This is a genomic window from Parablautia muri, from assembly GCF_009917485.1.
GTDB classification, from domain to species: Bacteria; Bacillota; Clostridia; order Lachnospirales; family Lachnospiraceae; genus Suilimivivens; species Suilimivivens muri.
Genome location: NZ_QZDT01000004.1, coordinates 56,320 through 71,078, shown reverse-complemented (window position 1 = coordinate 71,078; position 14,759 = coordinate 56,320). Strand labels below are relative to the sequence as shown.

At 44.7% G+C, this 14,759-nt stretch carries 11 protein-coding genes and 1 pseudogene; 1 reads left to right on the top strand and 11 read right to left on the bottom strand.

Annotation, left to right across the window (positions count from 1 at the left end; all coding sequences use genetic code 11):
* Positions 1 to 6 precede the first annotated feature (6 nt).
* The 5 genes from manA to D5281_RS04305 all read right to left on the bottom strand — a co-directional run bounded on the left by manA (position 7) and on the right by D5281_RS04305 (position 5,938).
* Positions 7 to 945 carry a mannose-6-phosphate isomerase, class I gene (manA, locus tag D5281_RS04325; protein ID WP_160558920.1) on the bottom strand — a complete coding sequence of 313 codons (939 nt, stop codon included), beginning with the start codon at positions 943 to 945 and terminating at the stop codon, positions 7 to 9.
* A 157-nt stretch (positions 946 to 1,102) separates the two neighbouring features.
* The gene (locus tag D5281_RS04320) at positions 1,103 to 2,257 is read right to left on the bottom strand and encodes an SGNH/GDSL hydrolase family protein (protein ID WP_330584828.1); all 1,155 of its coding nucleotides are present in this window, start codon (positions 2,255 to 2,257) and stop codon (positions 1,103 to 1,105) included.
* Between the two features lie 124 nt (positions 2,258 to 2,381).
* A complete protein-coding gene (locus D5281_RS04315) occupies positions 2,382 to 3,404 on the bottom strand; it encodes a glycoside hydrolase family 130 protein (RefSeq protein ID WP_160558919.1) in 1,023 nt (340 codons plus the stop codon).
* Between the two features lie 91 nt (positions 3,405 to 3,495).
* Positions 3,496 to 4,674: a glycoside hydrolase family 130 protein gene (locus D5281_RS04310; protein ID WP_160558918.1), complete on the bottom strand. Its 1,179-nt coding sequence runs from the start codon at positions 4,672 to 4,674 to the stop codon at positions 3,496 to 3,498.
* A 100-nt stretch (positions 4,675 to 4,774) separates the two neighbouring features.
* Entirely contained in the window at positions 4,775 to 5,938 is a 1,164-nt protein-coding gene (locus D5281_RS04305) for an AGE family epimerase/isomerase (protein ID WP_160558917.1), read from the bottom strand.
* A gap of 479 nt (positions 5,939 to 6,417) precedes the next feature.
* Between D5281_RS04305 and D5281_RS04300 the strand changes: the two genes are divergently transcribed.
* Positions 6,418 to 7,314, top strand: coding sequence for a helix-turn-helix transcriptional regulator (locus D5281_RS04300; protein ID WP_160558916.1), 897 nt, complete (start codon positions 6,418 to 6,420; stop codon positions 7,312 to 7,314).
* A 159-nt stretch (positions 7,315 to 7,473) separates the two neighbouring features.
* Here D5281_RS04300 and D5281_RS04295 read toward each other — a convergent pair whose 3' ends face one another.
* The 6 genes and pseudogenes from D5281_RS04295 to D5281_RS04270 all read right to left on the bottom strand — a co-directional run bounded on the left by D5281_RS04295 (position 7,474) and on the right by D5281_RS04270 (position 14,663).
* Entirely contained in the window at positions 7,474 to 8,502 is a 1,029-nt protein-coding gene (locus D5281_RS04295) for a LacI family DNA-binding transcriptional regulator (RefSeq protein WP_160558915.1), read from the bottom strand.
* A 27-nt stretch (positions 8,503 to 8,529) separates the two neighbouring features.
* A pseudogene (locus D5281_RS26865) lies at positions 8,530 to 9,056 on the bottom strand (alpha-galactosidase); the annotation flags it as partial.
* A 62-nt stretch (positions 9,057 to 9,118) separates the two neighbouring features.
* A complete protein-coding gene (locus tag D5281_RS04285; RefSeq protein ID WP_160558914.1) occupies positions 9,119 to 9,754 on the bottom strand; it encodes an NUDIX hydrolase in 636 nt (211 codons plus the stop codon).
* Between the two features lie 47 nt (positions 9,755 to 9,801).
* On the bottom strand, positions 9,802 to 11,307 hold the full coding sequence (gene glpK, locus D5281_RS04280; protein WP_160558913.1) for a glycerol kinase GlpK: 1,506 nt from the start codon (positions 11,305 to 11,307) through the stop codon (positions 9,802 to 9,804).
* Positions 11,308 to 11,608: 301 nt separating this feature from the next.
* Complete coding sequence (locus tag D5281_RS04275) at positions 11,609 to 13,030, bottom strand: FAD-dependent oxidoreductase (protein ID WP_160558912.1); 1,422 nt, start codon at positions 13,028 to 13,030, stop codon at positions 11,609 to 11,611.
* A gap of 151 nt (positions 13,031 to 13,181) precedes the next feature.
* The gene (locus D5281_RS04270) at positions 13,182 to 14,663 is read right to left on the bottom strand and encodes an NAD(P)/FAD-dependent oxidoreductase (RefSeq protein ID WP_160558911.1); all 1,482 of its coding nucleotides are present in this window, start codon (positions 14,661 to 14,663) and stop codon (positions 13,182 to 13,184) included.
* Positions 14,664 to 14,759 lie beyond the last annotated feature (96 nt).

The following is a 14,759-nucleotide window of genomic DNA, read 5'->3' as shown; positions in this document are numbered from 1 at the left end:
CTGCCTTTATTTTATAGAAGATACTATAAGTTCCATCTTCCCTTCCAACTTCACCTCGCCAAATCCATCTGGCAGAATAAAATGGTCGCCTTTTGTTATCTTTCGCTCATTGACGCTGCCCTCCCCTTCTATAACGCTCATAATCAGGAAGGGGTGCGTCTGCTCAACAGATACAGGCTTTGTCACCTCCAATTTCCACACCTTATAATAATCGCAGGAAATCAATTCATTCATTACATTGGAAGGAAGTTCTGCTGCCGGTCTTACGCTATCCTTTGGAGAAAGAGCGGGAACCGTGATTACGTCAATGCTCTGCTCAATATGGAGCTGTCTGGGTTTTCCATCGCTTAATCTGTCATAATCATATACCCGGTAAGTAATATCGCTGTTTTGCTGGGTCTCCAAAAGCATAATACCGCCTTTGATTGCATGTACTGTGCCTGGGTCTATCTGAATGAAATCTCCCTTTTTCACCGGAATTTCACGGATAAATTCCGGCCATTTCCCCTGCCGTATCATATCCTCCAGCTCTGTTTTACTTTTGGCGTTATGGCCGATTATAAGGGCTGCATCCTCCGGACAGTCCAGAATATACCAGCACTCCGTTTTTCCCAGAGAACCATTTTCATGGGTTTTGGCATAAGTATCATCCGGATGCACCTGGATGCTTAAATTTTCCCGGGCGTCAATGATTTTCGTAAGAAGCGGAAACCTGTCCAGCCCACAATTTCCAAAAAGCTCCGGATGTTTCTCCCAAAGCTCTGACAGGGTCATTCCCTCATAAATCCCTTCTTTAACCGTACAGTCTCCATTAGGGTGGGCGCTTATCGCCCAGCATTCACCGGTGGTGGTGCTGGGAATATCATAATGATACTGTTCCTTCAGCTTACTGCCTCCCCAGATGGTCTCTTTAAATACAGGGTTTAAAAATAGTATTGGTTTCATCTTAATCTTCATCCTCCATTCTTGCGGACAGCCCGCAAATTTATGCCACGCCTTCCTATGGCCGGCAATCCTCACTGTAAGCATTTACCAAAGGGCCATCTCATTTCTATATCCTCCGTATACCGCAAGCAAACGTTGCCACCCTTCGCTGACCAGTTTATTGTAGTAAAAAGTTTGCGTCCTGCTGCAAACCGCACGGCCCGGAAACTATGACGGACACCAGGTAAAAAGGCACCGCGTCATCTTCATGAGCCTTTATGATCGCAAGCTCTACCGTATGTTTACCTGTTTCCATGTGTCTTCCTACGGTGTCAATATACAGGCAGTCTCCCCAGTCTTCCTCAAAATTTCCATCTAAAATTACCGCATCGTCTTCTTTTCCATCCACTACGGCTTTGGCCACCGGCGCCGGCTTATGCACAGATTTTCTGTACTGCACCGCTATCTCCGTGCCATCTACTTCAAACCTCACTTTATCTCCTTCCCGAAAAGCGCACCATCCCTTTTTAAAGATGTCCGCAATACCATTTTGAGGTGATAAATCCGCCTCAAAACCATTTAACTGCGGCGTGAAATTATCGTTTTGATACCGAATGGCATTTTCATAGGCATTGGCCGTAATTGGAACGGGCAGCGCTCCCGCCTCGAAACAGGCCGGCGCCTCCTCCTTATCCATTTCCAAAAATACTTTCTCCAAAAAAGCAATCACCGCCCCAGCCACAAGCGCATGCCCTCTGTCATTGGGGTGCAGCCCGTCCGGCGATATGCTGCTTCCACTTATGCGGCCTGATTCTATATCCGGCCAGATGGCGCTTTTCATACTCACCATAGGAAGGTCATAAGCCCTTGCCACTTTAACATGCCTTTCCTCCGCATTGGTTCCATCATCATATCTGACATTGTTCATCAGCAGGATAGCAGGCGCACAGACATCCCCATACGTTTTTCTGATAAGGCCTTCATAGGTTTCCTCAAAAAATTCCGAATTTTCATCGTTTACTGCAAATTCTATCAAAATAAAATCAGGATTATATTTCAGCAAGTGTTCCTTTACCCTGGCCGCTCCGAACTGTGAAGTGGTTCCGCCAATCCCGGCATTGATCAATTTGATTTCCGACTGTGGGAACTTCTTTTTCCACCATTCAAATACAAGATAAGCATAACACAATTCCAACGAAGAAGAAAGACTTCCCTGGGTAATCGATCCACCCAAAAAACTTGTCATTATTTTTTTACCCTGCTTTGCTTTTTTCATACATTTTTTTAGTCTATGCCAATTTCCTCTGTTAAGCAATCCCCTGACATCTTCCACGCAAATCTTCTCCTTCCACTCTTTTGTAATGAAATGTTTTGAAGCAAAAAACCAGGGCCGCTAACCACTCTTGATACAGATGATTCAATCGTAGATACCACAGCCCTTTATAAGTTATTTTTCCCTATCTTTTTCCTAATTCCGTATCCGACTCCGTCACCACACTATGCCCCTTAATATAAGCCACAATATCCTCAAACTGTGTAAACGCAAGTCCTACATAACTGTCGGCACAGCCATAGTAAATCGCAATTCTGCCGCTTTCCGAATCATGAATCGTAGCGCACGGGAAACACACATTAGGCACAAATCCTCTTTCCTCATACCATTCTTCCGGTGTGATCAAAAAGTTTTCGCACCTGTATTTCACAATGGACGGATTATCTAGGTCCAAAATCGCTCCTCCAATGGAATAAACATAGCCGTTACAGGTTCCGCTTACCCCATGATAAAACAAAAGCCACCCTTCAGAGGTTTCGATAGGAGCCGCTCCGCCGCCGATTTTCAGAGATTCCCACCATTCATTCCCTTTGCCCATCACATGTCTGTGCTTTCCCCAAAAAGTCAGGTCAGGACTTTCACTGATAAAAATATCTCCAAAAGGCGTATGGCCACTGTCGGACGGACGGCTTAGCATTACAAAATTACCGTTTATCTTTCTTGGGAATAAAACCGCATTCCTGTTAAAAGGCAGAAACGGGTTTTCAAGCCTTGTAAAGGTTTTAAAATCTGTGGTCTTTGCCATGCCAATCGCTGCCCCATAAAAATCCTGGCACCAGATGATGTAATAAGTATCCTCAACCTTCACCAGCCTTGGGTCATAAGCATATTTCGGCATAAAGGGGTTCCCTTCTTCATCCACAAAGGGAATTTTATTTTCGTCAAAGTCCCAATGAATGGCATCTTTGCTTCTTCCCATGTAAATATAGGGAATCCCGTTGGTCTGTTCGCCTCTGAATACACCGATAAATTCATCCCCATAAGGCATTACCGCACTGTTAAAAATTCTTGCCACGCCCTTAACCGGGTTTCTTCCTATAATTGGATTTTCCGTATATCTCCAAACCGGCGCATCCTTGATCCCTTCCGGCCTTTCCTGCCAGGGCACGTTTTTCACTGCCGGCGCTATCATTTTTATTTCACTCATCTTAATCCCCTATTCTTGCCTGCGACCCGCAAATTGGGTCGCAGGCACAAATTAACAATATTTTATCAGCAAAATCATATTACAGCCATTCTTATGCTTCCTGTTTTAAAATTTTCAGATTTTTTTGAATCAGCTCACATCTCTGCGTCACACATTCCACACTGCGAAGCGGGTCCTTAGGTGTATGGAACACATAATCAATGAGCTTATCTATGGTCGTTACCGCTACGTGCATACGGGTATCGCTGGCCGCATAATAGATATAAACCTCTCCATTATCCCTTGCAATCGCACCATTGGTAAATACGACATTGGATACATCTCCTACCCTTTCATCCCCTCTTGGTCCAATCAAAAGACCGGAGGGCTCTGCAATCACCTTGGAAGGGTCTTCTAAATCTGTGGCAAAGGCATATATCACATAGCGAAGTCCTGCCGCAGTATTCCTTACTCCATGGGCAATATGGATCCAACCTTTGTCAGTCCGAATTGGAACCGCACCGGCGCCGTTTTTCGCTTCGGTTATGGTGTGGTATTTCCGCAGACTGGTCATTTTTTCCTCATCAATGACCGCATGGGTAATATCATAACAAAGGCCAAAACCAATGCCGCCGCCTGAACCTGTTTCTATAAAATCATCCATTGGCCTGGTGTAAAAAGCATACTTCCCGTCTACAAACTCCGGATGAAGAACTACGTTTCTCTGCTGGGGGGAATTTAATGTAACCAGATTGGGCAGCCTCTCCCAGGTTTTTAAATCCTTTGTCCTAACAATACCAGCCGCCGCAACTGCTGCGGAAAGGTCATTGACCGATGTATCCTTGCTCTCCGAACAGAAAACGCCATAAATGTATCCGTCCTCATGCTTTGTCAGACGCATATCATACACATTCGTCTCCTCCGGACAGGTATCCGGCAGCTGAATCGGATAATCCCAAAACTTAAATCCATCCACCCCATTGTCGCTCTCCGCTACTCCAAAAAATGATTTTCTGTCATCCCCTTCAATTCTGGCGATCAGATAGAACTTTCCGTTTAGCGCAATAGCGCCTGAGTTCATAACCGCATTGACCCCAAGTCTTTTCATAAAATACGGGTTGGTCTCAGGGTTCAAATCATACTGCCAGGTAAGCGGAATATGCTCCCTTGTGAGAACCGGGTACACATATTTATCATAAACCCCATTGTAAAAGTCCGGGTCCACCTGGTTTTTCCTGTTAATCAATGCTTCGTATTTTTTGAATTCTTCATAATATTTTTCGTGTAACATCCATACCTCATTTCCGTGTTCCGTTTCATATACCCGGGATATAATTGATTTACAGTTTTTCTCATGGTAAGAAACGGATACCCACTATTTTTGTTAGCTGCTAATTTCGTTTCAATACTTCCAGACACATTCTACCGTTGTGATATGGGCATTTCCATGGTTCCACAATCGGTCTTCCTTCATAAGGCCTTCCCTGAGCATCCACTTCCCAGAACCACTCCGAACCTTCCCGTTTATCCATCACATGTTCTTTAATAAATTCCCATATGCTTTCCGCCGCTTTAAGGTATTGGGTCTTGTCAGGATTTTTTTGCCATCCGTTCAAAAAACCCACCACACCCTCCGCCTGCACCCACCAGACTCTATGTTCGTTGACTACACCCTTTTCACATTCATTGGCAAGGGAATGTCCGTCAAAAGCCACCTGGTAAATCTGCCCGGTCAAATCCTCTGTAATGGGCTTCATTTTTTCTTCATACTTCTTCTCACCTAAAACTTCCACACCCCTGTCAATCAGCCATGCTGTTTCAATGTCATGCCCATAGGAATGTAAGTCAAGGATAGAATTCATCTGGGCATCAAAGAATACTTCCTGCCTGTGCAGCAAAGGATTATAAACTTTTTCTGCAAATATATCCATCATCCATGCAAGCCGTTCTTTCACCTCAGGCATTTTTGAAACCCTGTAGAGCTCTGTGTATGCTTCAAACACATGCAGCAGGGTGTTCATGGTTTTATCCGCCATAACCCCGTTTTCGGAAAGCTTGTCATTCTCAACCTCATGAAACTCCCTGTCAAAAGCCTCCTTATATCCAATTTCGTCCCTGCACCTTGTTTCAATCAAGCGGAACAGCTCTTTTGCCATATTAAGCGCTTCTTCCTTTCCGGATGCATCATAATAAGAAGAAAGGGCATAAATGGAAAAAGCCTGGTTGTATGTATGCTTTGTGGTATCCTCCGGCTCTCCGTTATACTGAATGGACCAGAAAATACCCCCGTTCTCCTGGTCCATACAATATTTTTTCATGAAAGCAAATCCATGCTCCGCCTCCTTTAAAAGGCTTTCATCCTTAAGTAGCATATACGCATTAGAAAAAAACCATAGGATACGGCTGTTTAGAATGCATCCCTTCACCGCCTTTTTGTCAAGCTTAAGGTCATAATCCATATACCCATAATAGCCGCCAAATTCATGATCACGCAGCCCTTTCCAAAAGGGAATAATCTTTTCCGTTAAATGAATCTTTACTTCTTCCGTCAACATTTGCAACCACCTCCTTTTACCTAATTACTAACTTAAATTAATCTATTTATAACCTAATTTTAATTATATTTAACTTAACTTCTAATTCATCACTTATTCTTGCTTTTTATATATTAAAATTGTACCGCCCACATATTTCCACGTTTTGCACAAATTTCATATGGCATTTTTTAACATTATATACATACTGAAATCCATTGGCATTCAATACCAATCGCTGGTTATCAGTCCATCACATCAGATGCCCTTTTGGTTCGAAAGAACCTCACCTAAGCGCACACGCATAAATGCGTGACGTTTTTCCAAGGGTTCCTTTTGGAATATTTGTTTTTTCCAAGCTGTTTTATTGGCTAACCTGTGAAAAGTAACGGATAACCCCTTGATTTATAAAAATTTATAGTTGTTTCGCACATAAAATATTTGGTATCATTATCATAAACACAAAATCCATCATCCCTGTCTAACCACGGAGGTTAATCATGAACCTGAAAGTTTCCTTTTTATCATCTTTAACAACCCCTCCTAAGCTCGCTCCTTCCCATGCCCCCGAGGAATTTCTTGGACAAGTTCCGGATCAGGAAATACCTTCCCCCTCTCCTTTACTCTATCTGCTATCTTCCGGAACTATAAAAGCCGCTTTCCCATGGACATTTGATATCGCCCCCATGGACTGCTATCTTTTTTTATATACCAAAAAGGGATGTGGAAAGCTCACAGTGAATCATCAGATATTTTCTTTAAATGGCTCCTCCCTTCTTTTCCTTGACTGTCATCAGAAGATTCATTTTGATATCGCAGCCTCCCCCTGGGAATACCAGGTCTTTTTTTGTAGCGGGGATAATTTTTCTTATTATAGCAGACTTATTCCAACTTCCGCTCCTCTCCTTATGCAAATAACCCGTTTTTCTGAGACTGCTCTTTGCTTGGAACTCCTTTTATCAGTGCCTTCTCCTTATTCTTTCCGCCGTCAATTAACTATTTCCGATTTGTTAAATCGTATCATTACACAATTTATCATTTCCTTGCTTGAAGAACCTGAAACTCTTTCTCAAATTCCTGCCTATATAAAAAATATGAAGGATTTGTTTGACAATCATTTTAATGAACCTTACCATCTTGATGGTTTAGAAAAACTTTTTGGTATCAGCAAATATCGGCTGTGCCATGAATTTACCTCCATATACCATATATCTCCTATACAGTATTTGAATAAAAAAAGAATAGAGCATGGGGCGCATCTTCTTCTCGTTACCAACTACCGGGTTCACGAAATAGGAAACATGGTTGGAATTGAAAATACCAATCATTTTATAGCTCTGTTTAAAAAATACTATGGGACTACCCCTTTAGAATATAAGAGGCATGTGAATCTTTAAAATCAGAATATAGATATCTTAATCTGCTTTATATAGCAACATTCGTAAAAATGATTATAATTCAAATATGAGTCGTTATTATTCTTCTCATATATGAATTATAATCAACCAAAGTGATTCCGATGAAAATAATAGATGAATTATCCAATTACCAGACGGTCAAATGTGATCTAATCTTTTAACACTTTCCTTTAACAAAATACGCCCCTCAACTATCAAAATCCCCTGTTTGCTTACTTCCCCCGTCATTCTTTTAATTAATTTTTGAATGGCTCTATATGCCATTTCCTTTATATCCACCTCATAAGTGGTAATCCCCAGACTGCACACGCCGGGATAAAGATAATTATCATACCCCACAATTGAAATATCCTCCGGAACCCGATAGCCCTTTTCCCGTAAAACCTCTGTGAGCACTCCCGCCGTTATATCGCAGTTGCACGCAAAAGCCGTAGGCATTTCCTCCGGAAGCTTAAATGCAAACCCTTCCTCTCGATAACCGGTATCCCTGTTCCTGTCCTCAAGCACCCAGTCTTCTCTCACCTTTTGTCCATGTTCCAATAAAGCCTTGCAGTAACCAAAATACCTGTCCGTAATGCTGCCCGTATACAAAAGGGTTCCCACGTATCCGATTTTCGTATGTCCCATCTCAAACAGGTGGTTGGTAAGCTGATACATTCCGTAGTAATTATCAGTAATGACCGCATCACACCCATGCCTGCGGTCATAAAAATCCAGGCACACCAGCGGAACCTTGATATTTTCCTGAATCATGGCTAAATAATCCTCCTTCAACAGACCGATTATAATAAGCCCGTCCACCTTATCCTCCAAAAGGAGCTTTGGCATAGCCTTTTCCTGCTCACTTTGCTGGTTTATAATTTCAAGCAGCGTGAAGCATTCCTTTGACACAGCATCAGTGGCTACCTCCTGATACATTTTCCAGTAAAAGGATTCCTGCTGGTCCAAATATCTTTCTGAAATCACTACTCCTATGTTGCCGCCCCTGCCATCCTTCGGCAGTCTGACTTTAACGGGCGGCTGGTACCCCATCTCCTGGGCCAGCCCTTTAATTTTTTCCCGCATCTTGTCACTCACGCCCTTTTGTCCTGACAATGCCTTGGACACTGTGACCGTGCTTACATTTAATTTGGCAGCAATATCTGCAAGCCTAACCGATTTGGACATTTTTCCCTCCGTCAATTCAGCTCAAATTCATTTTCTTTCCACAATATGAATCAGCCTGCTCTTAAAATCTCCCTCTAATTCCTGAAGCAGATATCCCGCTTTCATCAGCACATTTCCGGTAAAAAATTCTTCTTCACCCTCTACCCTGTACCACCTGTCAGGGTCAAGACCTTTCAAAAACAGCCTTACACTGTGTCTGTTCGGTCTGTTAAGTACCTGAACAAACGTATATAAAGCTTCCTTTTTATCCTTACTGACCACCCCGTATAAGTCATAATAATGGTTTTCACTGTAAGAGGCTATTTTATAATAATCCCCTTGTCCAATTCATACCCAAAGATTCCGGCAAGCGCTACATGTCCTCTGGTTTCAAAGGGAGTTACCCTTCCCAGCATATGATTCGGGCAGTCGGACACATGGGCGCCTATTGTCGATAAAGGATAAATAAGCGCTGTTCCCTCCTGCATCTTAAGGCGCTCTATCGCATCTGTGTCATCAGAACACCATATTTGGGGGCTGCAATAAAGCATACCCGGGTCAAACCTTCCACCGCCTTAGCCCATAGCCCTGGGCATAGGCACAAATTTATTCCTTGGAAAATCTTTAATTTTTCAATTTAATTATCCATTTTTACCGGCTCCAAAAAGGCAAAGGGTTTTTCTTTTTCTGCCTGCAAAAATATCATCAAAAGAAATGCTGCCCTTAAGGATACTCTTTCTTCTTTTAATATCCGCAGCGCTTCCTTCTTATCCACCAGGAGCACCTCTATACTCTCCGTATCTTCCCGCAGTCTGCCAGATATCTCTCCGCTGGCAAAACCAAACACGGAAGTACTGGTTTCATCCGTCAGACCAGCTCCCAGATAAAAAGGCCTCCGGAAAGCAATGTCCCCCTCCTCGTAAGGTAAAAAATCAAGCCCAGTCTCCTCCTTCATCTCCCGGGCTGCAGCCTGCCCCGCTGTTTCTCCCTGATCGATTAATCCGGCCGGAAGCTCATATAGCCATGCATCAAGGGGATACCGGTACTGCCGAATCATAACCAGTTTATCCGGCTGCTTAAGCCAAACGGGATAAATTACAATCCCGTTGGCCTTAGGCTTCCCTGTCAAAAGAGGAAGCTCCTCCTGAGTGTTTCTGGATGCAAAATAATAGTGAAAAGGCGCTCCCGAATTGGTCAAAGCATCCATCTCATAAAGATTTAAAAATCGGTTATCCGTCAGTTTCCTGACACTCGTATACTTTTTTTCTTCCATATTTAATATCTAATTCCTTATACTTCTAACAGCCGCAAATCTCCACCCTAATCTTCCGTCTCGTCAGCCGTCCAGGCAAGCGCACACTTTACAGCCTTTTTCCATCCTTTTAAAAGCTTTCTGCGTTTTTCCTCACCCATCTCATGTATAAATTCCTTGCCTAACTGCCAGTTTTCGTATATTTCATCCCTGCTTTTCCAATAACCGCAGGCAAGCCCCGCCAGATACGCCGCCCCAAGAGCTGTGGTTTCAATACACTCCGGCCGGTATACCCTTGCGCCCAAAATATCAGCCTGGAACTGCATCAAAAAATTGTTGGCGCTGGCGCCGCCATCCACCTTAAGTCCGGCTATTGAAATTCCCACATCCTCCTCCATGGCCTTAAGTACATCATAAGTCTGATAGGCAATAGATTCAAGGGTTGCTCTGATAAAATGCTCTTTCTGGCACCCTCTGGTGATTCCCACCACGGTTCCCCTTGCATAAGGATTCCAGTAAGGCGCACCCATCCCCGCAAAAGCAGGCACCACATAAACACCCTCCGTATCTTCCGTTTTCTCTATGTATTCCTCTGTCTGGGGCGCGCTTTTGATCATACGCATGCCATCCCGCAGCCATTGTATGGCCGCACCTGCTACGAACACGCTGCCCTCTAACGCATACTCCACCTGCTCTTTGCCGCTTGCCGCAATTGTCGTGATAAGCCCGTTTCTTGACGCAATCGCCTCGGTACCAGTATTCATCAGAAGAAAACAGCCTGTCCCATAAGTGTTCTTCACCTGTCCCTTCGAAAAACAGCATTGTCCAAAAAGCGCTGCCTGCTGGTCTCCCGCAATACCGGCTATGGGTATACTGCCTCCTAACACAGAATGATCCGTATATCCATAGATACAGCTGGAGGGTTTTACCTCCGGCAGCATACAGGTCGGAATATCAAAAAGCTTTAAGAGTTCCTCATCCCAGCACCGCCTGTAAATGTCATACAGCATAGTACGGGATGCATTGGTATAATCCGTAACGTGGACCGCTCCTTTTGTCAGATTAAAAATAAGCCAGCTGTCCACTGTTCCAAAAAGAAGCTCTCCTTTTTTAGCACGCTCCCTTGCATCCGGCACATGGTCCAGTATCCAGGCAATCTTGGTAGCGCTAAAATAAGCATCCGGTACAAGTCCGGTTTTTTCCCGTATCATGTCTCCATAGCCGGCGGCAATCAATTCATCCACCTTCTCAGCCGTCCTGCGGCACTGCCATACAATCGCATTATAAATCGGTTCCCCTGTAGCCTTATCCCACACAATGGTAGTCTCCCTCTGGTTCGTAATGCCGATTGCCGCTATATCCCCGGGCGTAAGCCCTGCCATAGCCATAGCCTCCATGGTCACTGCCAATTGGGAAGACCAGATTTCCTTTGGATTATGCTCCACCCACCCGGGACGGGGATAGATTTGCCCAAATTCTTTCTGGGCCATGCTTAAAATTTCTCCTGCTTTGTTAAAAAAGATACACCGGGAGCTGGTCGTTCCCTGGTCCAGTGCCATTATATATTTCCCCATATAAACCCTCCGTCTTTATGAATCTCTGAAAACAATACCCCTCTCTGCTCTCCATCCAGCCAAAGCACAGCGCAGGCAAATAGTCAATGTATGCGGCACACAAGAAAAGCACCCGATAACAGTTCAGCCTTCGGCTTCACGGTTACGAAATCTGCCCATTACAAATCGCCTATGGCGAGGGGCAGATTTCATTTCAAACCGTAGATATATTCCACAGGCGAATTGCCTACAGACATATTGCTTACAGGCCATCTGTCTGCGGGCATGTGTTGCTTACGATATATTGCCTACAGGCATATTGCTACAGGCATATTGCCACAGGCATATTGCCTGTAGCTACCACCGAAACAGAAGTCCCCGCAACATTTTGAATCAGCACATCGCCTGCTTTTACCGGTGCCTTGACTGTTACCGCCCCTATTTCATCCAGGCACTGCCCAATTCTTCCTTTGGGAATTTCTCCGGCTGTTTTTACGGGAACAACCCTGCCGCTGCCGCCTTCCACCCGGATAATAGAAGTCACTCCACGCACAGGCGCTGTCATCTCATTGCGTGCATAGGCCTCACCCTTTTTACATGTATTGCCTGTGATTGCAAGGGTTCTGTCTTCATTTTTGTTGACAGTAATCAGGCAGCCTACAGGACAGCCAATACAGATCAGCTGACTTCCTGCGTCCCTATCCTCCGGAAGGGTACATTTTGTTTTCTCCGCAATCTTAGGCCGAACCGCTTCGCCCCAGTCTTCCTCCCCATTTAAGATATAGTCCGCCGCAAATTCTCCTGCTTTTTCCGCCTCCTTAGAAACATTGTCCACCAGGTCATGTACATGAAGCACATTTCCACAGGCAAAGATACCCTGAACAGTGGTTTCTAATTTTGCATTCACCACCGGACCTGAAGTCATATCATCCATCTGCGCCCCTGCTCCCTGGCTTAGCTCATTTTCCGGAATCAAGCCGCAGGATAAAAGCAGTGTATCACACGCTACAAATTCCTCCGTACCGGGAATCGGATTTAACTTATCATCCACCTTGCTGATGGTCACGCCTTCCACTCTCTCCTTGCCGTGGATTTGTGTAACCGTATGGCTCAGCTTTAAGGGAATGCCAAAATCATCCAGACACTGTACAATATTTCTCTTAAGTCCTCCTGAATAAGGCATAATCTCCGCCACCATTTTTACTTTTGCGCCCTGCAGAGTCATTCGCCTTGCCATAATAAGGCCGATATCCCCTGAGCCAAGAACCACTACCTCCCGGCCCGGCATTCTCCCTTCTATATTTACATATCTTTGGGCTGTTCCGGCGGAGTATACGCCTGCCGGCCTTGTACCCGGTATATTCATGGCTCCTCTGGAACGTTCCCTGCATCCCATCGCCAGAACAACTGCTTTCGCTTCTATTTTAAACATACCCTGTTCCCGGTTCATTGCAGTCACCACGCAAGGGCTGCCCCCCTGCACATCCACCACCATGGTATTTAACAGGCTGGGGATTTTCTTCTCCGCCACCATGTCCATATAGCGGACTGCATATTCCGGCCCTGTCAGTTCTTCTTTAAAGGTGTGAAGCCCAAATCCATTATGGATACACTGGTTTAAAATTCCTCCCAGCTCCTTATCCCTCTCCAATATTAACAAATCTTTAATACCCTTTTCATAAGCCGCCAGAGCCGCCGCCATTCCGGCAGGACCGCCACCTATAATGATTAAATCTGTTTTCATTTTTCCTCCGTTCTGCTACCGCCATATCTTGTAACAGCTCAGCCTTCGGCTTTACTGTTACGAAATCTACCATTCCAAATCGCTTACGGCAATTTCCCGAAGGATGTCCTGATTTTATTCCATCCGCATCCTCCTTGGCCTTACTGTAACTTTATCTTTCTTCCTCAAAAGGCAGTATATACCAGGCGTCCCCGCCTGACTTCTTGATTTCGCTCTCGTCCACTCCAAGTTCTCTGGCCAAAATTTCTACCACCCTGGGATTACAAAAGCCTGACTGACACCGTCCCATTCCTGCACGGGTACGCCGTTTAATTCCATCTGTGGTGGTAGCTCCTAAGGGTCTGTGAATTGCCTCTAGTATCTCACCTTCCGTAACCATCTCACAGCGGCAGATCACTTTACCGTAAGCCGGATTTTCTTTTATTTTCTCGTGGCGCTCCTTTTCAGTGGCAAGGGACATATTGATGATGCCTTTTCTTGTGCTGACAAAGTCCCGGTTTTCCTCCGGATTCAATATTTTCTTTATTATATCCGCCACATATTCTCCTGTTGCCGGCGCACAGGAAAGGCCCGGGGACTCCATACCCGCCACATCAATAAATCCGGCTGCATCCGGCACTTCCTCAATTACAAAATCATCTGACATCTCTTTGGATTCTGCGCCGCTGACCGCTCCATTTCTTTCAAACTTTGTTATATGAGCGCGCAATCCTGCAAAGGAAGTGATGACCTGCCTTCCCGGAATCCCTTTTAAGCTGAGCGCAGCCTTTTGTGTTACCTGCCCTAAACCCTCCCGGGATGTTTCCTTTTCATTTTTATCAGGAATATCCGTAGCAGTAGGGCCGGTCAGTAAGTTCCCATGGACGGTAGGGGATACCAGTACTCCTTTCCCCAATGCGGTAGGCAGCTGAAACAGCGTATGGCTGGCCATATTTCCCACATTTTTATCATAAAGCAGATATTCTCCCTTTCTGGGGGTAATTTCCATCTTGCTTGCACTTACCATATTGTGGATTTGATCCGCATACACCCCGGCGGCATTAACCACCACCTTTGTTTCAAATGTCTGCTGCTTCGTCTGAATCAGATAACCGCCCTCCTGTTTTTGAATCCCTGTCACCGTCTCCCCAAACTTAAATTCCACTCCGTTGACAAAGGCGTTCTCTGCAAGTGCAATGGTAATGCCAAAAGGACAGACAATGCCTCCTGTGGGCGCATAAAGAGCGGCCACAGCATCATCACCAATATTTGGCTCCTTCTCAAGAAGCTCTGCCCTTTCTATAATACGCAGCCCTTCCACACCGTTTGCTTCTCCCCTTGCCTTTAATTCCTCCAGTCTGTCTCTGTCCTTTTCATCAAAGCAAAGGACAATGGAGCCGTTTTGTTTGTAAGAAAAATCCAGTTCCTTTGACAAAGCTGCCATTTTCCGATTACCCAGCACGTTAAGTTTAGCCTTTAAGGTGCCCGGTTCAGCGTCATAACCTGCATGAACGATTCCACTGTTGGCCTTAGAAGTACCTTCACAGACATCAGATTCCTTCTCAAGAACCAATGTTTTTAGTTTGAAGCGGGATAATTCCCTGGCAACGGCGCATCCGCTTACCCCTGCGCCAATTACGATTACATCATACATATATTTATCCTTTCTTAATTTAACTTATTTTTCTTATCACAAATTATTAATAACACGTAACAACTCCGGCCTATAGCATCGTATTAGACAAAAACG

Excerpts from the sequence above, each read along its gene's own strand:
- manA (WP_160558920.1), bottom strand. The coding sequence starts at position 945 with ATGAAACCAATACTATTTTTAAACCCTGTATTTAAAGAGACCATCTGG.
- D5281_RS04315 (WP_160558919.1), bottom strand. The coding sequence starts at position 3,404 with ATGAGTGAAATAAAAATGATAGCGCCGGCAGTGAAAAACGTGCCCTGG.
- D5281_RS04310 (WP_160558918.1), bottom strand. The coding sequence starts at position 4,674 with ATGTTACACGAAAAATATTATGAAGAATTCAAAAAATACGAAGCATTG.
- D5281_RS04305 (WP_160558917.1), bottom strand. The coding sequence starts at position 5,938 with ATGTTGACGGAAGAAGTAAAGATTCATTTAACGGAAAAGATTATTCCC.
- D5281_RS04300 (WP_160558916.1), top strand. The coding sequence starts at position 6,418 with ATGAACCTGAAAGTTTCCTTTTTATCATCTTTAACAACCCCTCCTAAG.
- D5281_RS04295 (WP_160558915.1), bottom strand. The coding sequence starts at position 8,502 with ATGTCCAAATCGGTTAGGCTTGCAGATATTGCTGCCAAATTAAATGTA.
- D5281_RS04285 (WP_160558914.1), bottom strand. The coding sequence starts at position 9,754 with ATGGAAGAAAAAAAGTATACGAGTGTCAGGAAACTGACGGATAACCGA.
- glpK (WP_160558913.1), bottom strand. The coding sequence starts at position 11,307 with ATGGGGAAATATATAATGGCACTGGACCAGGGAACGACCAGCTCCCGG.
- D5281_RS04275 (WP_160558912.1), bottom strand. The coding sequence starts at position 13,030 with ATGAAAACAGATTTAATCATTATAGGTGGCGGTCCTGCCGGAATGGCG.
- D5281_RS04270 (WP_160558911.1), bottom strand. The coding sequence starts at position 14,663 with ATGTATGATGTAATCGTAATTGGCGCAGGGGTAAGCGGATGCGCCGTT.